The organism is Pseudomonas sp. SHLD1, assembly GCF_028640935.1.
GTDB lineage: Bacteria > Pseudomonadota > Gammaproteobacteria > Pseudomonadales > Pseudomonadaceae > Chryseomonas > Chryseomonas aestiva.
The window spans coordinates 21,726-41,713 of record NZ_JAQZAD010000031.1 but is presented as its reverse complement, the minus strand read 5'-3'; the positions used below and the strand labels follow the sequence as shown (position 1 = coordinate 41,713).

The 19,988-nt window shown below is 63.1% G+C and carries 18 protein-coding genes; 8 read left to right on the top strand and 10 right to left on the bottom strand.

What is annotated here, in order from left to right:
* Positions 1-7: 7 nt before the first annotated feature.
* Positions 8-1,108 (bottom strand): catalase family protein, encoded by a 1,101-nt coding sequence (locus PVZ77_RS20365; RefSeq protein WP_273808966.1) that lies wholly within the window; start codon positions 1,106-1,108, stop codon positions 8-10.
* 177 nt (positions 1,109-1,285) lie between these two features.
* Here PVZ77_RS20365 and PVZ77_RS20360 point away from each other — a divergent pair, with 177 nt between their 5' ends.
* The gene (locus PVZ77_RS20360; protein ID WP_007161029.1) at positions 1,286-1,429 is read left to right on the top strand and encodes a hypothetical protein; all 144 of its coding nucleotides are present in this window, start codon (positions 1,286-1,288) and stop codon (positions 1,427-1,429) included.
* A 121-nt stretch (positions 1,430-1,550) separates the two neighbouring features.
* Positions 1,551-2,390 (top strand): DUF6502 family protein, encoded by an 840-nt coding sequence (locus PVZ77_RS20355; protein WP_273808965.1) that lies wholly within the window; start codon positions 1,551-1,553, stop codon positions 2,388-2,390.
* Here the strand turns inward: PVZ77_RS20355 and PVZ77_RS20350 are convergent.
* Genes PVZ77_RS20350 through PVZ77_RS20325 form a run of 6 tightly spaced genes read right to left on the bottom strand, consistent with a single transcriptional unit; the run spans position 2,387 to position 8,848 of the window.
* A complete protein-coding gene (locus PVZ77_RS20350; RefSeq protein WP_273808964.1) occupies positions 2,387-2,833 on the bottom strand; it encodes a type IV pilin protein in 447 nt (148 codons plus the stop codon). The genes PVZ77_RS20355 and PVZ77_RS20350 overlap by 4 nt on opposite strands.
* 7 nt (positions 2,834-2,840) lie before the next feature.
* On the bottom strand, positions 2,841-6,407 hold the full coding sequence (locus tag PVZ77_RS20345; RefSeq protein WP_273808963.1) for a pilus assembly protein: 3,567 nt from the start codon (positions 6,405-6,407) through the stop codon (positions 2,841-2,843).
* A complete protein-coding gene (locus tag PVZ77_RS20340; RefSeq protein ID WP_273808962.1) occupies positions 6,404-7,012 on the bottom strand; it encodes a pilus assembly PilX family protein in 609 nt (202 codons plus the stop codon). Before PVZ77_RS20340 ends, PVZ77_RS20345 begins: the two co-directional genes overlap by 4 nt.
* On the bottom strand, positions 7,009-7,749 hold the full coding sequence (locus PVZ77_RS20335) for a PilW family protein (protein ID WP_273808961.1): 741 nt from the start codon (positions 7,747-7,749) through the stop codon (positions 7,009-7,011). Before PVZ77_RS20335 ends, PVZ77_RS20340 begins: the two co-directional genes overlap by 4 nt.
* Positions 7,746-8,351: a type IV pilus modification protein PilV gene (gene pilV, locus PVZ77_RS20330; protein ID WP_273808960.1), complete on the bottom strand. Its 606-nt coding sequence runs from the start codon at positions 8,349-8,351 to the stop codon at positions 7,746-7,748. The genes PVZ77_RS20335 and pilV overlap by 4 nt, the downstream gene beginning before the upstream one ends.
* Positions 8,342-8,848 (bottom strand): GspH/FimT family pseudopilin, encoded by a 507-nt coding sequence (locus PVZ77_RS20325; RefSeq protein ID WP_273808959.1) that lies wholly within the window; start codon positions 8,846-8,848, stop codon positions 8,342-8,344. Before PVZ77_RS20325 ends, pilV begins: the two co-directional genes overlap by 10 nt.
* 748 nt (positions 8,849-9,596) lie before the next feature.
* On the opposite strand from PVZ77_RS20325, the gene PVZ77_RS20320 reads away from it, so the two are divergent.
* A complete protein-coding gene (locus PVZ77_RS20320; protein WP_273808958.1) occupies positions 9,597-10,280 on the top strand; it encodes a class I SAM-dependent methyltransferase in 684 nt (227 codons plus the stop codon).
* A 19-nt stretch (positions 10,281-10,299) separates the two neighbouring features.
* Here the strand turns inward: PVZ77_RS20320 and PVZ77_RS20315 are convergent, their stop codons facing one another.
* Positions 10,300-11,277 carry a DUF6515 family protein gene (locus PVZ77_RS20315; RefSeq protein ID WP_273808957.1) on the bottom strand — a complete coding sequence of 326 codons (978 nt, stop codon included), beginning with the start codon at positions 11,275-11,277 and terminating at the stop codon, positions 10,300-10,302.
* A 281-nt stretch (positions 11,278-11,558) separates the two neighbouring features.
* On the opposite strand from PVZ77_RS20315, the gene proP reads away from it, so the two are divergent.
* A complete protein-coding gene (gene proP / locus PVZ77_RS20310; protein ID WP_273808956.1) occupies positions 11,559-13,010 on the top strand; it encodes a glycine betaine/L-proline transporter ProP in 1,452 nt (483 codons plus the stop codon).
* Positions 13,011-13,535: 525 nt separating this feature from the next.
* The gene (locus PVZ77_RS20305; RefSeq protein ID WP_064309082.1) at positions 13,536-14,015 is read left to right on the top strand and encodes an Lrp/AsnC family transcriptional regulator; all 480 of its coding nucleotides are present in this window, start codon (positions 13,536-13,538) and stop codon (positions 14,013-14,015) included.
* On the opposite strand, the gene PVZ77_RS20300 is transcribed toward PVZ77_RS20305, so the two are convergent.
* A complete protein-coding gene (locus PVZ77_RS20300) occupies positions 13,989-14,840 on the bottom strand; it encodes a Brp/Blh family beta-carotene 15,15'-dioxygenase (protein WP_273808955.1) in 852 nt (283 codons plus the stop codon). The genes PVZ77_RS20305 and PVZ77_RS20300 overlap by 27 nt on opposite strands.
* Positions 14,841-14,842: 2 nt before the next feature.
* A complete protein-coding gene (locus tag PVZ77_RS20295; RefSeq protein WP_273808954.1) occupies positions 14,843-15,535 on the bottom strand; it encodes a bacteriorhodopsin in 693 nt (230 codons plus the stop codon).
* A gap of 218 nt (positions 15,536-15,753) precedes the next feature.
* Here PVZ77_RS20295 and PVZ77_RS20290 point away from each other — a divergent pair, with 218 nt between their 5' ends.
* The 3 genes from PVZ77_RS20290 (at position 15,754) to PVZ77_RS20280 (ending at position 19,972) form a co-directional block, all read left to right on the top strand.
* Complete coding sequence (locus PVZ77_RS20290; RefSeq protein WP_273808953.1) at positions 15,754-16,146, top strand: globin domain-containing protein; 393 nt, start codon at positions 15,754-15,756, stop codon at positions 16,144-16,146.
* 366 nt (positions 16,147-16,512) lie between these two features.
* Entirely contained in the window at positions 16,513-18,357 is a 1,845-nt protein-coding gene (locus PVZ77_RS20285) for a 3'-5' exonuclease (RefSeq protein ID WP_273808952.1), read from the top strand.
* A 25-nt stretch (positions 18,358-18,382) separates the two neighbouring features.
* On the top strand, positions 18,383-19,972 hold the full coding sequence (locus PVZ77_RS20280) for a TIGR04141 family sporadically distributed protein (RefSeq protein ID WP_273808951.1): 1,590 nt from the start codon (positions 18,383-18,385) through the stop codon (positions 19,970-19,972).
* The last annotated feature ends 16 nt before the right edge of the window (positions 19,973-19,988 follow it).

Sequence of the window (19,988 nt, the reverse complement as noted above, 5' to 3'; positions counted from 1 at the left end):
CCCGCGTCTACAGCTCCACCGGTCCACGCGGATGATGCAACGGGCAACCATTGCGCTCGCTGCGGAACTGCGACGACATCTCGTAGGCTGGCTGCCGCGATCTCATGATGCCACCCAGCGGGCGGTGCGCGGCCAGACCGTGCCAGGGGCTGAACACCATGGCGTCGTCCACCTCGCGCGAGCGTGTCTCGTTCCAGGCCGGTTGCGGCTGCACCTCCAGGCGCGCCACGGTCACATAGGGACTGAGATCTTCCGGCCACGCCACCGAGGCATCCTCGATGGGCGTCTGCTCGATATCGACGCCCAGCTGCACGCGGATCTCCCAGACGCCGCCGTGCCGGGCGAAATGGGCATTGACCGCTTCGCGCAAGCCATCGGGCTTGCCGTTGACCTCGACCGGCGCGTCAGTCAGAGCGGTCAGCTCGGGCGCCACCGGGACCACGCTGAGCTTGGCGAAATAGGGACCGTAGAGAAAGGGCACCATGGTGTAGAAGGTTTCGCCGAGCGGATGGGTCTCCGGATGGCCACCCAGGCTCTTCAGCGTCGGACTCTCGCCGCCAAAGGCTTCCACCACCTTCTCGGTACCCCGCAGCACCGCCGAGGCGACCTTCTTCAGGCCCTCGCCGCGGTCGGTGGTCCTGGCCAGCAGCTTGAGCGTCTTGAGAAAGGTCTTGGGATCCGGCGCGGTAAAGGCCGGGGCATTCTGCATGACGAAATCCTGGGTCACTTGCCCCTCGCTGCCAGGCAGGCGCTCGCCCGGCACGTCGATCAGCTTGAGCGCCAGGCCCCGCGGGGTGGAGACGCTGTCGGCCAGGATGTCGCCCGGATTGGTCGAGAATCTGAGCACCGCGGCATAGCTGCCCGGCACGGCGAAGGCGCCCTGGGCATAGGCCGGCGGCAGGTCGTCCAGCACCCGCACCTGGCCGGTGAGCAGGCCGTGGCTCTTGGCATGCACGCTGCGGATGGCATGGCCGCCATTGGCATAGGTGGTTTCGGTGATGTCTCTCATGGCCGCGACCATCTCGCGAATGGTGTCGGCTTCATCATCCGGCACCTGTTCGAAGGCGGGCTGGAATGGCAACGGATGGACAGCGGTAGGCGTGGTCATCACGGGACTCCTCGGGCGCCGTCATTCGGATGAGACGGTCAGCCAATAGACCGCTATCGCGCTAACGACGTTCGGCCCCTGGCCAACTGGCCGACCTGAGGTCGCTGCCGACAGGCGCTCGGGAACGGCCCCGCCCAGAGGGGTTCGATATCTCCACACCCACCGCGGAGAGCCACCATGAGCGACGCCGACCAGAAGACCTACGACAACCCCAGCAACACCCCGCCGCCGGAAGAACTGCCCTATGCGGACATGGAGCCGGAAGAATTTCCGGACGATCCGGACGTGGCCGGCGCGACCGAATCGGGTACCCCTGGCTAGTTAGCGCCCTGACCCGCGGACGACAGCCTGAGCGGCGTCCGCGACACTTTGTGACCGGCTGGTTTGACGGGGACCCGAGGCCCCGCGAAGATGGGCGGGCGTCTGCCGCGTCGAGTCCCCCATGCTTTCCACCAAGGTACCCCTGCTTCTACGCAGCCTGATCGGTCGGCTGGTGCGTATCGCCATCGCCTCCGGCGTGACCTACCAGACCTTCGATCGCCTGTTGCGCCAGACCTACTTCGAGGTCGCCCAGGATTTCGAACCGCTGCGCGACAAGCCCAATTCCGACAGTCGCATCTCGGTCCTGACCGGCCTGCCGCGCCGCGAGGTCCGCGCCCTGCGCGAGGCCAGCCCGGAACGCACGCCCTGTACGCCCAGCCTGGAATGGCAGGTGCTCAGCGCCTGGACCTCACGGCTGGACCTGCTCGATGCCGAGGGCAATCTGCGCCCCCTCCCCCGCACCCTGCGGCGCGGCGGCGAACAGAGTTTCGACGCCCTGGTCGCCAGCGTCGGCAGCGACGTCCGCGCCCGCACCGTGCTGGATGAATGGCTGCGCAAGGGTTATGCCCGTCTCGACGAGGAAGACCGGGTGGTGCTCACGCCCCGCTCGCTGCTGCGCGGCACCGAGAGCCAGGAAGGCGCGGGGCGGCTGCTGGCCCACTTCACCGGCGACCTGCTGGCCGGTTTCGAGCGCCTCTATCTGCAGGACCGCGCCGCGCCGGACTTCACCTTTCACGTGGTCTACGGCCACAACCTGACCCAAGACTCGACCTTAAGTCTCTATCGCACCGCCTACGACGAATCCATGCACCTGCTCAACCGCCTCAACCGCCTGGTGGTCGAACACGAAGCCCGCGACGCCGGCAAGGCCGACGCCACCCAAAGGGTCACCCTGGGCTTCGGCGGCTATCGCGTAGAGCAGGACCGGGATGCCGGCCTGGTGCAGGGACGGGAGGATTAGCGCCAGCAGTCGGTGGCGTTGCCTTTGGATACCTTCTTGACGCCCTGGGCATTGAGTATCAGGTTGCCGCAGACATCGTTGGCCTGCGTCCCCTTAGGTTGCGCCGTCAGCACATAGGGGCCATCGCTGGTATAGCCGGCGCTACCGGCTGCATTGGTGGCGAGGTTCAGTTCGTAATAGCCGCTCGGCGACAACACCGTCTGACTCCCTGCAGCCGTCTTGCCATTGACGATATTTAGATCGCCGACCTTGGTCGTGTAGGCGTTGTTCTGGGCGTAATACCGCTCCATCCGCGCCGCCGCCTCGTTGAGGAGTGCCTGCCCCTCGCTGCGATTGGAGCGCAGCACGTAGTTCTGATAACTCGGATAGGCGATGGCCGCCAGGATGCCGACGATCGCCACGACGATCATCAGCTCGATCAGGGTAAAGCCTCGTGCTCGCATCGCTACCTCAGGGATCGGGATTCTGATTGGAGAAGGTACGCCAGGTCTGGCGCTCGGATGGCTTGGCCAACGGCACGCCCCCAATGTTGCCACCGCCACCGCCGCTACCCCCTTGTGACCCATCGTTGCTGCCCGGCAGGAGGGTACCGCCCACACTGATAGGACCATCGCCATACACAAATGCGTTCAGTCCGCTCAGCAGTCCGGCCATCTGCAGGCGGGCGTAGCGGAGCTGGCTGCCCAGTTGCAGGTGATTGGTCCCGCCACCCGTGTAGGGGTCCACTGCATAAAGATAGGTAACGGCGCCCGAATCGCAAGGATTGTCATTGGGCACCAGGGCCGCGGCGAGCAGGGTATCGGCCAGGTAGAGCGGCTTGGTGACGATCATCTCCCCCGTCGACGGCAGATTGAGGTACCAGCCGTACTTGCCGGTCCTGTTGCTGTCGCCGTACCAGTCCACCGCGTTGGTGCTCAGGGTATTGGCCGTCGTGGTGACCGAGACCTGGGCCGTGCTCGTATAGGTAAGTTGAGTGTCGCTGCCCAGGGTCTGCACCTGCAGATTGGCCGTGGTGAGGGTCGGCGTACTGTCGGCAGCCTTGCCTGCGGTCTGGCGGTCCCAGATGCCATACAGGCTCATGGCCTTGCCGGTGACGGCGGTGGCGTCGCCAGTCTCCAGGTACTTGCCGGTGCCGAAGATCAGCAGATGGCCAATCCCCGAGGGATGCCGCAACAGGCGCGGCGCCGCGGTGATGGCCTGGACCTGGTTGGCGTCACCACTGGTGTAGCGGGACGCCCGGGCGCGATACAGGGGTGCACCACCAAAGGCGACCTTGAAGGCGCTCGCGCTGGCATTGGCCTTGAGCTCGCTGCCGATCAGATCGAAGCGCCAGAGATTGCCGTGCAGGTCGCCCGCGTAAACGTAGTCGGCGACCAGATCACCATCGACATCGGCCACCGTCGGCGCAGCCAGGCCATTGGGCGTGGTCAGACCATCGTTGGGCTCGGGCGTGAGCGCGGCGATGCGCTTGCCGGTCATCACATCCAGCGCATAGAGCACCGCCTTGTCGTTGGCGCCGTTGTAGCCATTGGCCAGTAGCACTGCCCAGCTGCCGGTATGCAGCCGGGCAACTACCGGCTGGCTGTAGGTCAGGCCCAACTCGCCGAAATCCGCATCATTGGCGCTGCGCTCCCAAAGTACCTTGGGAGCATTGGGATCGGTAATATCGAGGGCGAACACTGCCCTGCCACCGCCACGCAGGGTACCGATCAGTACGGTGTGCCATTCTCCGTCGTAGACGTCCTGCACCACTGGCGCGCCATCGACGTAGAACTGATGGGTACTGCCGGTATAACTCGGATCGGCAAGCTTGTGGAGATTGGGGATGACCGCAGTGGGGACGAAGGCGAAAGCCTCGTCGCCGTTGTCGTCGAAGGCATGCAGCATGCCGTCGTTGGCACCGACGTAGATCCGCGTGGCCCGCTTGGCCCATTTCTGCTGGAAGGCGCTGTAGCTGCCGGCGGCGCCGAGCGCATTCATCCTGGCAGCGGGACTGCTGGGCGCGCTGACCAGCGCCGGTGTCGAATCGATGATGTCGCCGAGCAGATGGTTGCGAATGCGCAGGGCCGGCGTGGCCGTCTGGCTCTCCTTGCTCCGATCGCCAAGCAGGTAGTTGAGCCGCGCCTCGCCATAGCTGTCGCGGGTACCGTTGGCGTTGCGGTTCAGCGCCGTCTTCTGGTCGTCGCTCAGGTTGCCCCACAGGAACGGCTGCAGCACACCGCCGATGCTCATGTACACCTTGCGCGCGGCAAAGCCGCCCGCGCCATAAGCCGCGTCCAGACGACTCTGGGCACTCCAGACCTTGGTAGTGCTCGTCGAGGTGCGCAGGTACTTGGCAAGGTCGCCGCTCCAGTCGCTGCTGGAGAAACTGGGCACATAGCTGTAGTTGGAACTCTGGGTGCTGTCCAGCAGCGGTGACGAGGCCTGGCCGGCACTGGCCGTATTGGTCTGGGCGATACGATTGACCACCTGATTCAGGGAGTCGACCAAGCCATTGGCATCGTCGGCGCTGAAGAAGTCGCCGCGGGAGTTGATCGCCGCGTGCCAGAGGTCATAGACGTTGTTGTCACTGTCGCTGCTGGCGGCGGGCCAGCTCATGGTCGGGCTGTAGCCGCCGGCGAAGGTGCTGCCGCCCCAGGCCGGGTTGGTCAGCGACGAACTCAGGCCGAAGCCAACGGTATAGGTGACCAAATGCTGCCAGGTCGCCGGATCGTTCTTGGGATTCCAGTACTGGGTATCGGTGTTACTGCTAGGGTCGCGAACATAAGGCGAGAGCTTGTCCGAGATCCCCGGCTGGGCATCGGTCGCCCAGTATTTGAACGCCAAGTCGGCCAGGGTATTGCTCGCGCTATCGGTAAAAGGCGCCCGCGGCGAGTACCTGGTGCCATCCGGAAGCGTCTGCCCACTGCCATCCACGTTACCGGCACCGATATTGTCCGAATTCCACTTACCATCGGTCATCATGATCTGATAACTCGGGCGGCAGGCATATTCGGGACTCTGGGTCACCCCGGGGTCCTTGGCGTAGGGAGCGTCCCTGCCGCTGGTCTGCAGGAAGCGTCCGGCACGATCCAGGGCGCTGCGCAGCGGCGTGCCGGTATTGAAGTTGATATCGCCCAGCCACCGGAAGAAGTTGGCCCGCGCCTGGCCATCGAAGGTGCGCAGCTGGTTGCTGCCGCGGTAGCTGATGCCTGAGCAATCGGTGCCGGAGTTCAGGGTGGTGCAGTTGCTCAGGTCCTGCCAGGTCAGCCGCACCGAGCTGGAAAATTGCGAGAAGGCCAGGTTGGCCGACGACTGCATGCTCAGCGCGCGATTGCGATAGAAGGCATACCAGATGGCGAAGTTCTGCCGATCGGCCGCGGAGGTAGGATTTACCAGTGTATAGCAGTCTTCATTCGACGTCTGGCAGTTGGGATTTCCCTTGTTGAACGTGTAGTAATAGGCTGGAACCCCCGCCTCGGTCCTATCGTTCCACCAGACATAGAAATCCGCTCTGGGATTTTCTGCCAGGTAGTAGATGGTGCCGGTAGCGCCACCATAATTGGTCCCGGCGTTGTAATTCGTGTCCTGGCCACGAGCGGTGTCGTATTCCCAGGCGACGCGATAGTCCCGGCTCAGATCCACGGTGCCGGCCCCGGGTCGGAAGCCATTCACGTATACCCGGGTGAAATCGAAGCCGGTGCCGCTGCTGACCGGATAGTCCGTGGTCGTCAGAACCCCATTGCTGAAGGTGACCTTCTTCGGTACGGCATAGCTCACCGCCGGGTTGTAGTAGAGCGCATTGAAGGCCGCCGACTTGACCCGCCGCGTGGTGCGCAGGCCATTGGCGCTGTAGCCCAGCGAATCCGGAATGAAGCCCCACTTCATGCTGTTGGAGTTGTCCAGCGTGACGATGATATTGGGATCGACGCCGGTACTCAGGAACAGCGGTTGCTGGCCGATGTTCAGGTTGCTGGCGCTGACGCTGGCCGAGGCAAGCAGGGCGGCCGATAGCGCCATACGGAACGAAAGCTTCATTTCACCTCCAGCTTGACGATGCTCTGCAGGATGACCGGGAAACGCGCCCCACCACTACGCGCGACGGCGGTTACCCGGTAGTAATAGGTCCCACGCCCCTGGTACACGTCACCTAGATCACCTTCCGGACCACCCTGCATGGCAGTCACTACCCAGCGCGGCGCCAGGCGATAGCGGGACTGGCCATCGAAGCCGCGATAACCCACGGAGTTCGCTGCAGGTACAGGCTCCATGGTCTGCAGCGCAGCCTGCGCCCACGTCTGCACCTTGGCCTGGGTGTCCAGATCCTTGCTGTCGCTGAGGATGCACAGATTCTCGACGGTGGGCGCCAGGACAGTCGCACTGGTCGTGCAGGAGTCGAAGCCACCGCTGGCATTGCTGAAGGCCTGGGTCCCCCGCAGGGTGCTGAGCCGCCGTTCGGCCTCGCGCAACGCCGATTCGGCGGCGTTGTAGGCGCGTTTCTGTTCGGAGACGTTGCCACCCACTCGGTTCTGCAAAGTGGTCTCGCGCATGCTGGTGACGGCCAGCAGGGTGAGCAGCAGGAGCATGACCAGGGCGATCAGCAGCACCGCGCCCCCTTGGTGCCGGGGTGAACGGGACTTCATGGCATCAGATTCCGCAAGGTGACGCTGCCCTGGACGATCTGCAGCACCTGGGTGCTGGCGCCCGCGGGCAATTCGCGCCCGGTGAGGGGCTTCCAGTTGGCGGCCATGGCATTGGCCATACCCTCGGTGGGTACGGCACGACTGGAAAACAGCGCGGCATAGCGCACCGCCTGACTCGCCTGGCTGGGGGTGGGCAACGTGAACCAGACGAAATCCGCCAAGCCGGCGACGATGATCTGGGCCGGCTTGCCCTGGGCGCTGCATTGCAGGGTACCGCGGCCAAGGGCGCCAGCGGGATCGGCGACGTAGCTGATCCGGGTCAGCACCTCGGTGCCGTTACCGTTGGTATCTTCGGCGATGGGATTGCCCAGGCAGTCGCTGTCCTTGCCCTTCGTCTCACCCTGGTAGCGCAGGCACAGCCCGGTCTTGTCATCGGTCAGGGCGATGGCCTGGCCGCTGCTCATCGCCGGACAGCCGTTGGTAGCGGGACGCGCGGCAAAGGCGGTCTCCAGAGTCGTCTGCAGGGTTGGATTGGCCCGAAAGCCCGCGCGCGCCAGTTGCTGGTCGAGCAGCAGCAGCGCGGTCCGACCGTTTTCCTCGTTGCTGACCTGGCCTTCCTGGAACAGCGCGTGTCGCTTGTTGTTCAGGTACAGCTGGGTCACCGCCAGGATGAGAAAGCTGCTCACGGTCAGGGCCACCATCAGTTCGATGATGGACAGGCCGCGCTGCGCCCTCATAACTCGCCCCTCAGGGTGTAGAAGCACAGGCCGCCACTGCAGCCGGCGCTGTTGCCGGTATTGTCCTGCCAGGCGAGGACGATCATGACCATGGAGGCATCGGGTGACACGCAGGCATCGGGGTCCGCATAGGGCGCCGCGCTGCCCACCTGCGGCGGCTGGCGCGTCGGGCATACCGCGAAATTGGCCTTGAGGATGGCATCGCTGACTGGCAGCAGCGTCCGCACCTGTTGCAGCCAGCAGGTCAGATCCTTGCCGGCGATGGTCTCCCCGCCCTGCCCCCGAGCGAGGGTGGCACAGGAGCCATCGGCTGCCTCAAGGGCCCGGGTGGTGAAGTCCTCACCGACCGGCTTGGCATAGGTGCTGTCGATGCTGAACCGACCTTTGCTGTCCAGGGCGGCCCCGGCGTTGCTGCGCATCAGCTCCAGCAGGTCGCCGGCCAGCATGATGGCGTTGTTGCGCTGGATGGCATCCTGGGACAGCACCAGGCTGCGCGACTGCAGTGCCACCAGTCCCAGCACGCCGATGCAGATGATCACCAGGCTGACCAGCACCTCGATCAGGCTGAAGCCTGCCTGGGAAGGCTCGCGTCTCAGCTGCATCCGGTGCTCACTGATGTCGGCGTGAAGTCGGCCACTTCGGTATGGCCACCCTGGGTGACGGTGAGGACCTTGCCCGGGGTGCTCCTGTCGTTGCTGGCGCAGAGTCGGATGGTGAAGGCACTCGCCAGGGTGCCGTTGGGCCTGAAGGTCAGGCGCGTGGCGGTCCCGGTGCTGTTGAGGCCGCTGGGCGCCAGGCCGGTGCCCTCGAAGGTCCTCAGGATTTCCACGCCACCGGTCACTGTACTGCTGGCGGTGGTGACCTTGAGCGCCCCGGACCAGTTGTTGACGCCGGGGGCCTCGACGCTGACGTTGAGCCCCCGGGTCAAGGCCTCGCTCCGGGCATAGGTGAGCAGATTAGTCAGCTCATTCGTGGCCACGAGAACGCGATTGGCTCTCGTCATGGCGCCGAAGCCGGGTGTTGCGATGGAGACCAGAATCGCCACCAGCGCCATGACTATGAGCAATTCGGTAAGAGTGAAGCCCGCAGCCTTCTGCATGCCAGGTCTGCCTTGTAAGTGACGGAATGGCAAGGATGCTGCACTCAAGCGGGCTGTAAATCAGCAATAGCGGGATATTCGGCCATCCTGGCGGGATGACTGGAAGGGACCAGCACGAGCGAAACGAAGGCCTGCAGCACGGCAGATTGCTTTGCAAAATGTAAATAAAGCCAGCTATCGATATGTTATCTAAGCATCTGTTTCCCGCCCGTATGCTCTGAAACGCGGGTCTTGATCGGCTGCCCCCTGGCAAAGGTCAGACTCTTGAATAGAGACGCCTCAGGGCCCGCTGACCCTTGCCTTCCCTACCCTCCCCTGTCTGCCTCCCACCGCTCCCAGCGTTCTACTTGTTATCTGCCGACCTCAGCTATGCCAGGAAGTACGCCGCTGTGTATCTGGCCAAACCCATTAATTGAACGAACAAATAATAAAATGATATTTAAATTGAAAGAACGAACAATCAAAAACAATTAAAACTACCAACTTCTCATCCAGACGAGATAACGCCAGACATAACTAGCCAAACACGGTGCCATTGTTCTAAAACGGTAACGATCCTATCTGTAGCAGCCGTCACGCCTGGCTTGCAGCCCTTGGACACAAAGGCGAAAGAGCCACTTTCAATCTGCCCGACGAAATAGCGAAGCGCCTGTATCGACCCACAGACTGCACTTATCACCCTCGGACGCCGCGCCGAATCCGCTTCGTAACGCCGCTGCTTTCATCTACCGACAATGACAAGGCCGCTATGCACGACTCGAAGAAAATCGATTATTCGCTGAATACTGCCGATAGCTCCGCACCGCACTCCGCGCTGGACAATGCCGCCATCATTTCCGCCTACCGGCGCTGGGCCAATGTCTATGATCGGGTGTTCGGCGGCGTTTCCGCGCCGGGCCGCAAGCGCGCGGTGGCGGCGGTCAACGCCCTGGCGGGTACCCGGGTACTGGAAGTGGGGGTAGGGACGGGGCTGGCCCTGCCTCACTACGGCGCCGACAAGCGCGTCACCGGCATCGATCTCTCGCCCGACATGCTGGCCAAGGCCCGGGAACGGGTCGGCCGCGACGCCCTCACCACGGTGGACGCCCTGCTCGAAGCCAATGCCGAGGACACCGGCCTGCCCACCGGCTCCTTCGATATCGCCGTGGCCATGTTCGTGGCGTCCGTGGTGCCCAATCCGCGCAAGCTGATGCAGGAGATGCGCCGGGTGGTGAAGCCGGGCGGTCATATCCTGCTGGTCAATCACTTCCAGGCCGAGAGCGGGCTGCGGCTGCTGGCGGAAAAGGCCTTGGCACCGGCCTCGCGCAAGCTTGGCTGGCACCCGGACTTCGCCATGGACTCCATCCTCTCCCGCGAAGACCTGCGCCGCGCCAGCCGCAGCAGCGTGCCGCCCTTCGGGCTGTTCACCCTGGTGCAGCTGACCAACGACTGACGGCTACTCCAGGCGAGAACTACTCCACGCGATAGCCACGCCCCGCCAGACAGGCCGCCAGTGCCTGGCGGAAGCGCTGGGTAAGATAGGGATCGGCGACCGCGCCGGGTCGTTCGGGATCGAAGCCCGACTCTCCGGCGGCGTAGCGCCGACAGTCGTAGCGATCCGTGGCGTAGCGCTGCGGCGACTGTCCCTGCAAGGGATAGGCGGTCACGTCATATGCGTCGTAACCCGTTCCTGCAGGCGCTGCCGTCGTGGTCGGCACGGCCGCTACGCTGGGATCGGCGACGGTGACGAAGCCGCCGCCCGGATCGGTGCGGTAATAACTGCCCGCGGCGAAGTAGTAGGTGGTGCCGCCCATCCACAGGGTCTCGGCGAAGGCCGGCAGGACGCTGACGCGCACCCCGGTCGGCGGCAGGGTCACCACATAGCGCGGCCCCTGGGGGCGATACCAGTAGCCGTCGGCATAGTAATACTGGCTGTCCCGGTACCAGACGCGGGTGAAGCCGGCCGGCACGCCCGGCACCTCGAAACCCGGTCGCCACTGGGGATTGGCGCCCCAGCCGGGGCGCGGACCGGCCCAGTGGGGATCCCGCTCCGGACGCGGTGGCGGCGGCGGGTAGTTCCGTCCCGGCTGGTCGGGCGCCGGCATCATGTAGCCGGGGCGCGGCACGGGGACGGGTCGATCCTGCCAAGCCGGCTGATAGCCCGGCCGCGGTGGCGGGGGGGCGTTGCGCTCCCAGCGCTCCAGGGCCGGACCATTGCCGCGCCCAGGACCGGCGCCACGCCCGGGCGGGCCACCATTCCAGTCACCCTGACCGCCGCCCTGCCAGCGTCCGGCATTGCCTGGGGGCATGACCGGTGGCGGCTGGGCGCCCGCCGGGGGCGTGACATAGCCGCCGCCGAGGCGATAGTTGTTATCGGCCCAGGCGGGCGCGGCGCTCCATAGGGAAACGCCGGAAAGGACAAGCGCACACAGCACGGCAGGCGACTTCATCGCACGGCTCCACGAAGGGATGACCCAGAGTACCCCAAGGCTTGGACCCTGCCCCAGCCTGGCTGTTAGCCGCGCGCCCAGCTGCCATCGAACGGCCACTGCAGGGTGCCGAGAGATCCGGAGCCCGCAAGGACGGAGCGAACGCCCGCGCCTGCAACCATCGCGGGCTTCGGGCATTGCCGGGGTCGATCCCCGGGGGTAGCGGGGAAGTTTCTGCCCCTCTGTCATCGCACTTCTAGCGGTCCGCTCGGGTCTATGGCCCCACGCAAGGAGGAAAACACATGTCGAAACACCATCATCACGTTGGCTGGTTCAAGCGCCGCCATGAGGTAAAACCGGACGACCTCACCATCGTCGACAATTCCCTGGTCAAGCGCGCCGTCGGCGCCGCCGCCCTTGGCAATGCCATGGAGTGGTTCGATTTCGGCGTCTATGGCTACCTGGCCGTAACCCTGGGCAAGGTCTTCTTTCCCGACGGCGATGCCGCGGCCCAGCTGATCGCCACCTTCGCCACCTTTACCGTGGCCTTCCTGGTTCGTCCCATCGGCGGCATGGTCTTTGGCCCCCTGGGTGACAAGTACGGTCGCCAGAAGGTGCTGGCCCTGACCATGATCATGATGGCCCTGGGCACCTTCAGCATCGGCCTCATCCCCAGCTACCAGAGCATCGGCATCTGGGCGCCCGCCCTGCTGCTGCTGGCGCGTGTGGTGCAAGGCTTCTCCACCGGCGGTGAATACGGGGGGGCGGCGACCTTCATCGCCGAATACGCCACCGACAAGACCCGCGGACGCATGGGCAGCTGGCTGGAGTTCGGCACCCTCGCCGGCTACATCGCCGGCGCGGGAACGGTGACGGCACTTACCGCGGCCCTGACCCAGGAGCAGCTGCTCGACTGGGGTTGGCGCGTGCCCTTCTTCATCGCCGGCCCGCTCGGCCTGCTCGGTCTCTACATGCGTCTCAAGCTGGAAGAGACCCCGGCCTTCAAGGCCCATACCGAGGCCAACGAAGGCAAGGCGGCGGACGGCCCGGCGCACAGCCTGCGCGAGCTGTTCACCCTGCATCGCGTCGCCCTGCTCAAGTGCATCGGCCTGGTGCTGGTGTTCAACGTCACCGACTACATGCTGCTGACCTACATGCCCAGCTACCTGGCCGTGACCATGGGCTACGCCGAGACCAAGGGCCTGCTGCTGATCCTCATCGTCATGGTGGTGATGATGCCGCTCAACGTCCTCGGTGGCTTCTTCAGCGACCGCCTGGGCCGCAAGCCGATGATCATCGGCGCCTGCCTGGCGATCCTGGTCCTGGCGATTCCCTGCCTCAAGCTGATCGGCAGCGGCCACGACTGGCTGATCTTCCTCGGTTTGATGCTGCTGGGCATGGCCCTGGCCTGCTTCACCAGCACCATGCCGTCCACCCTGCCGGCGCTGTTCTACACCCCGATCCGCTACAGCGCCCTGTCCATCGCCTTCAACATCTCGGTGTCGCTGTTTGGCGGGACCACGCCGCTGGTCACCGCCTGGCTGGTGGAAAAGACCGGCGACCCCCTGGTGCCGGCCTACTACATGATGGCCGCGGCGGTGATCGGCATCCTGACCATGCTCACCGTGCGCGAAACCGCCGGCCAACCCCTGCGCGGCTCGCCGCCCTCGGTGGCCAGCGAAGAGGAAGCCCGGGAGTTCCTCGCCAGCGACGCGCCCCTGACCGTGGACAAGCAGCCGCCCGGACAGGCCTGAGCATCGCGGCCATGGGCCGCTCCTACAGTGGTATCCGTACCTGTAGGAGCGGCCCATGGCCGCGATCGAATAGCCTCCAAAGCAGCGACTGCATCGGCGGACCGCCATGGCCGCGATGCTCTTCCCCCCTTACCAAACCTTCCCCCAATGCCCCCTCTCCGCCGGGAGAGCGCCGGGGTGAGCACCCGCCCCCACCACATCCTGCCCAAAAGAAAAGGGGAGACCTTGCGGCCTCCCCTTGAATTCGTTGTCCTCTCGCACCGCTCGTGACGGTGGCTGCGATCGACCAGGAATGGTGACCTGGGCGGGCCCGGGCGTCGCGGACGGGATACCGTCGTTGACGATGCGAAAGGCCCTCCTGGGGCGCCTTCGTTGGACAGCTCTACCGGGCTATCGAAGTTGAGTTCAGCTTACGCCCCTGCTGCCGGCAGCGGGTTGCGTTGTGCAGCTTCTTTCCTACCTCTTGCGCAATCCATGACCATAAACCTAGGATTAGGCGCAATCGGCTAGCGCAAGGCATGCAAAATGGACAAACTCGACCGCTTCGATCTGAAAATCTTGGCAGAACTGCAGCGCGACGCGCGCCTCTCCAACCAGGAACTGGCCGAACGCATCGGCCTGTCACCCTCGCCCTGCTCGCGACGGGTCAAGCAACTGGAAGACAGCGGCTACATCACCCGCCAGGTCGCCCTGCTCGACCGCAAGAAACTTGGCCTGTCGCTGACCGCCTTCGTGCTGATCGGCATGGACAGGCACACCCCGGAGCGCTTCGAGAATTTCCAGGCCATCATCGCCCAGTGCCCCGAGGTGCTGGAGTGCTGCCTGGTCACCGGCATGGATGCGGACTATCAGCTCAAGGTCGTCGTGCCCGACATGGAGCACTACCAGCAGCTGCTGCTGGGCACCCTGACGCGCATCGAGGGCGTCTCCAGCGTGCGGTCGAGCTTTGTGCTCAACCAGATCCTGGCCAGTACCGAACTACCGCTCAACCACCTGCGGCCCTGAGCGCGGCGCGGCGTCGACGCCGGCTTCGAGAAAACGCGGCAGCACCAGCATGTGCGGCACGGCGAAGGCGGCTAGCACGGCGAACAACGCGCGGATGCCGGTACGCTCCTGCAGCAGGAACACCAAGCCACCGGCCAGGGCAAACAGCGCAGCGCCCAGCAGGATCGGCCACGTCAGGCGCAGATAGGCCTTGAAGGTGGCCGTCCCCAGCAAACGTTGGCGCACCCCGGTCTGGGGCGCGGCGTGCAGCAGATAGAAGCCCAGGGCGAACCCCACCAGGGGCGGCGCCAGCACCACGGCCAGCAGCGTTACCGCCAACCTGGGGCAACGCTGCTGCCAGGCGGCCAGCAACAGCACTGGCAGCGCGAGCAAGCCACCCATGGCGAGTACACGGGCCAGCCAGTCTGCGAGGGCCAGAGCGGCAGCCGGCCCCATGGCCAGGGCCAGCAACCGGGCGACGGCGGCTTCGTGCACCACCGCCGGACCGCCAATAATGAACAGCCCCAGGGCCAGCGAAGTCAGCCGATCGGGAAACAGCTCGTCTTCATGAGCGAAGTGCCAGGCCGAGAGCAGCAGGAACAGCAGCAAAGCCGCCGTGCCTGCCAGTTGCCAGCAGAGCAGACAGGCTAGGGCCGTCGCCAGATAGCAGCCCAGAAAGGCAAGGCGCCGCGCGGGCGCGACCAGCCGCAGATCGCTGGCGCCATGCAGCAGGCCCAGACCCAGGCCTACCGCCAGGGCATAGGCCAGTTGCCCGGCCCCGCCCGCCAGGCTGACGAGCCCGGCGGTTAGCACCAGCGCCAGCCAGCCTCGCCCGGTGGCCGTCATGCTCAGACGCCGGGCCGCGCCAGGGCCGCCTTGAGATTACGCTCGGAGGTAAAGGCATAGACCACCTTGGCCAGCACATCGAGGATCAGGAAGATCCAGACCGTGGCCGTGTCGCTCACCGCCCAGACACCTTCCGGCCCCACGGCGAACACCACCGGGTAGATCAGCCAGAGCACGCTGAGGAAGCCGACGTTCTTGCGATAGGCCGCGCCAATCGCGGCGTGCTGCCCAGCCAGGGTCGCCAGCGGCTTCCACAGCAGATAGAGCACCCCGACGAAGGCGGCGCAGGACCAGGCGAAGAACACCCACTTGAGGGTGCCGTAGGGTGCCAGGGACGCGACCAGGCCGGTCACGATCATCACTACGTCGAGGGTCACGATGGAGGCCACGAAACCCGCCTCGCCTTCCTGCTCACGGGCACCCAGATAGGCCGAACTCACCACCCCGGCCAGCAGTAGCGGCGTGGTGAAGGTCCAGTCCAGGTAGCGGGCGACGTAGGTGATGCTGCCGTCCGGCTTGATCAGATTGCCGACCCCCAGGTACATGGCCAGATAGGCCGTGGCGGCGATGAAGGGCACGGCGGCATGGACCAGGGTATGGCCGCGCAGCGGACCGCGGTGCGCACCCTTGGCATAGATGGCCAGCGAGGCGAGCGACATGATGACGAAGCCGAGCAACAGGGGGGTCTGACTCATGGGGTTCTCCAGGGGGACGAGAGGTGCGCAGTGACGGGCCAGGTCCTCTGGAGTAGGGGTTTCTCGGCGACCGCTGCGCTTAAGGTAGAGAAGTCGCCGCGAGAGTTGGTTCAAAATGTTTCAGCGGTCCGCGAGCCACCTTGCCCTTGACCGGGATCAAGATGTCCGCCGCATCACCCAGGCAAGCTGCGCCGTTTCTTGCCCGCCCAGGAATCCGCATGCTGCCGGCCCGGAACGTGATGCTGAGCTACGGACGCTGCTGCGCCAGCCCCGCCTTCTTCGATGATTTCTACCAGCGCTTCCTGGCCAGCTCGCCCCGGGTCCGGGAGAAGTTCGCCCATACCGACATGGCCGCGCAAAAGCTGCTGCTGCGCCACGGCATCATGAACCTGGTGCTGGTGGCCCGCGGCATGCCCGCCACCAAGCTGCGTCAGCTTGGCGAAAGCCATTGCCGCGCACGGCTGGACATCGACCCCGCACTCTACGACCTCTGGGTCGACTGCCTGCTCGCCACCCTGACCCAACATGATCCTGACTTCTCTCCAGCGCTGCGCCAGGAATGGCAGGAGGTGCTGGAGGCAGGGATAGCGGTGATGCGCAGCTACTACTGAGCTGGCCTGGGCCCTGTTGGGCTTCGCTGCGCTCAACCCAACCTACCCGCTACCCCTAGGTTGGGTTGAAACAGCTCCACCGTCGAAGCCGAACGATCCAAGGCACCGCACCTCACCCCGGCCCTCTTCCAGCGAGAGGGCCGGGGTGAGGGCAAACCGACCCTCGAAACGCCCCTATATCCCCCAGAACAGCCCAATACCGGCCACCTGCCAGCCACCATCGGTCGGCCAACCCCCGCCAATCACCTGCCGAGGTCATTTGCCCGCTTTACCCGTCGTCCCTGCCTGGCTAACGTATGACGAAAGGATTTTTGTGCGCCAGGTCTCGCTTTACTGCGCCCTGCCGCCTCTCGGAATGGATGACCGATGGCCCGCTTTTTCCCCGCTCGCAGCCAGTGCCAGTTCGATACTCCCGGTGAACGCCGCTTCGCCGAGCGCCTGGAAAAACTGCTCGAAGACGATTACCTCTGCTGGAGCAACGTCCCGGTCGGCCCCAAGGCGCGCTACCCGGATTTCGTCGTACTGCATCCGCGCCGCGGCATCCTGGTGCTGGAGGTCAAGGACTGGAAGCTGGCCACCCTGGAGTCCGTCACCCATGGCAAGGTGCGCCTGCATACCCAGGACGGCCTCAAGACCGTCGCCAATCCCCTACTGCAAGCCCGTTCCTACATCCTCGAAGTCGACCTGCTGCTGAAAAAGGACCCGCTGCTGCGCCAGAGCGCCGGCTCGCCCCATCCGGGCCAGCTGATCATGCCCTGGGGCTGGGGCGTGGTGCTCACCGGCATCACCCGCCGCCAGTTCGAGCAGACCGACCTCGCCGATGTCTTCGATCCCCAGCGCGTGCTCTTCCAGGACGAGATGACCGAATCCGCCGATCCGGAAGCCTTCCAGCAGCGCCTCTGGGACATGTTCCCCCACGTATTCCCTTGCGCCCTCAGCCTGCCGCAGATCGACCGGGTGCGCTATCACCTCTACCCCGAGGTGCGGGTCAACAGCCAGCCCGGTCAATTCGGCCTGTTCGATGCCGCCGAGGCGCCGCTGCCCAGCCTGATCAAGGTCATGGACCTGCAGCAGGAGCAACTGGCACGCTCCCTGGGCGATGGCCACCGCGTCATCCATGGCGCCGCCGGCAGCGGCAAGACCATGATCCTCGGCTATCGCTGCGCCCACCTGGCCAAGGTCTCGGTCAAACCCATCCTGGTGCTCTGCTACAACAAGTCCCTGGCCGGGCGGCTGCGCCAGGTGATCGAGCAGAAGGGCCTCGGCGAACGGGTGGTGGTGCAGCACTTCCACGGCTGGTGCTCAGAAATTCTTACGTCCTATAACGCTGATAAACCCAAGTGGAGTCCATCGGCGGATCGCTACGCGACGCAGCTGGTCGAGCACACCATCGACGCCGTCGACCGCGGCCAGATCCCCCGCGGCCAGTACAGCGCCGTGTTGATCGACGAAGGCCACGACTTCGCCCCCGAGTGGTTCCAGCTGGTGGTGCAGATGGTCGACCCCAGCACCCAGTCGCTGCTGGTGCTCTATGACGACGCCCAGGCCATCTACCGCGGCAAGGGCGGCAAGAAGGCGCTGGACTTCAGCTTCGCCAGCGTCGGCATCCAGGCCCAGGGCCGCACCACCATCCTCAGGCTCAACTACCGCAACACGGTGGAAATCCTGTCCGTCGCCCGCGCCTTCGCCACCGAACTGCTGACCCGCCGCGACGCCAGCGAAGACGGCGTGCCCCTGATCGCCCCGGAAAGCGCCGGCCGGCGTGGCCCCTTTCCCGAACTCATCCAGTGCGGCAGCGACCGCGAGGAATGGGACCTGCTCATCGCCCGCATCCGCGACGAACAGGCCGCCGGCCGCCTGCTCAGCGACATGGCCATCCTCTACCGCAGCACCAGCCAGGCCTACCAGGCCGAATACGAACTCAAGAAGGTCGCCATCCCCTATCGCTCCGGCGCCAGCAACAAGGGCCGCGCCCAACTCTACGACGCCGAAGACAGCGTCAAGATCGTCAGCATGCACTCCAGCAAAGGGTTGGAGTTCGGGCTGGTATTGATTCCTGGACTAGGCGAAATGCCCAAGCAGGGCGAGCCGGAAGCGGATGAGGCGCGGTTGCTGTATGTGGCGATGACGCGGGCGATTGATCGGTTGGTGATGACATACGAGCATGAGTCAGAATTTACGAGAAAGATAAAGATTAGTCTAAAAAAATAACAGCTGCATTATTCAGGGACGAAAAATGAGCAAACCCATTGAAACCATAAACACCAGCATTTACTTACTAAAAAGTCACAAATCCAAAGAAGCCCAATCCAAAATAGAGAGCTTTTGCGACGAAATCCACCCATTAATCGAAAACATTCCAGACAGCTTCTTTTTCCTACTCCCATGCACATCAGACATACCTAAATGGCTTGTAGCAGCCCACACCTTAGTTCCAACAGAAGAAAAACCTAATGTTACAACCCAGTCCCCTAGCGCCATAATCTGGATAAACCACAGAGGAAAAACTTTCGCATTTACTTTTGGCCACGCCCATTCCAGACTTAAAGAAGAGTGGATAGAACCCGATTTTGGAAAGATCATAGCCCTATCGACAATACCCCAAAACCAGGTCCGAGAGGTCAAAGCCGAACAGGTATTTGCAAAACGACACATCGCAAGTGAAAGAGCACCTCAGGCCTCATCTGCAAAAGAATTTGGCTTTGAGTCGGACCGTGACCTTGTATCTGCAGTAGAGGGCACTCCAGAAGCCAGATATCAAAATACTCTAGGCGAAAAGATTCGAGGAGGCACTGCCCTAAAAATTGAAATTCAGATACACAGAATACTTGAAACGCTTGACCTTCTAATAGAAAGACACGAATCAAACGAACATCTAGATAGATGGCCACAGGCAAACAATCTAAGCCCAGTAAAAGACACTGATAAAGTTTTAATATTGGATGGTATTTTAAATTCCATCCTATGCTCTACGGACGCCAACCTTAAAATCACTTTAGCAGCACCTAACGAAAAAAATGGGGAAAAGCCTTATCCCCACCACTTTATCATTGGCAGAATGAGCTCAACCCCAGCTACATCACCCTACCTATCGCTTTCAAGCTGCAAGCAATACCTTGATAGCAAGAAGCTTCCTATGAATCTTGAAAATTCACACGGCACCACAATAAACATGCTTGATGAAAATCGAGAACGTATAGGTAGTTGCTCCATGTACTCTTGCATTGGAGCCGAAGTTTCTGAAGATGGGAAAACATACATAATCTCATCAGGTCATTGGTACCTAGCCAATCATCAATTTATAGAGCAAACGCACAAAACCCTTCAAACCCTCAGTCCACCACCATATCTGTTAGGCACCTGGGACAAGAAAAGCCACGAAGGCGAGTACAACGAAACAACCTGCCTTTCAGACTCATCCCTCTGGCTCTTTGACAAAGAATTAGTAAACTTTGGAGGAGGGACATCGCGCTTTGAGTTTTGCGATATTATGCACTGGCCAACTCGAACTCTATACTTTGTAAAGCACCCTGCAGGCTCAGCAGGAGTAAGCCACCTTTGCGAACAAACGAGACGCACTGCAGAGATATTTTTTAGCGCAGACGATAGCTATCGAAAGAAACTAGCTGAGCGAATACAAAAAATAGGCAAAAGCTGGGATACAAGTTGGATTTTGAGTCAACCTAAAAGACATGAGTGGAATCTCTGCTTAGCACTTATGGGAAAAGATCACATGGCGCTTCCATTCTTCGCAAAATGCGGAATTGCAAGATTATTAAGAGAACTAGAAAAAGGTGGTTATAACGTCTGCTTTCAAGAAGTTTAAAGCTGCCTATTAAATT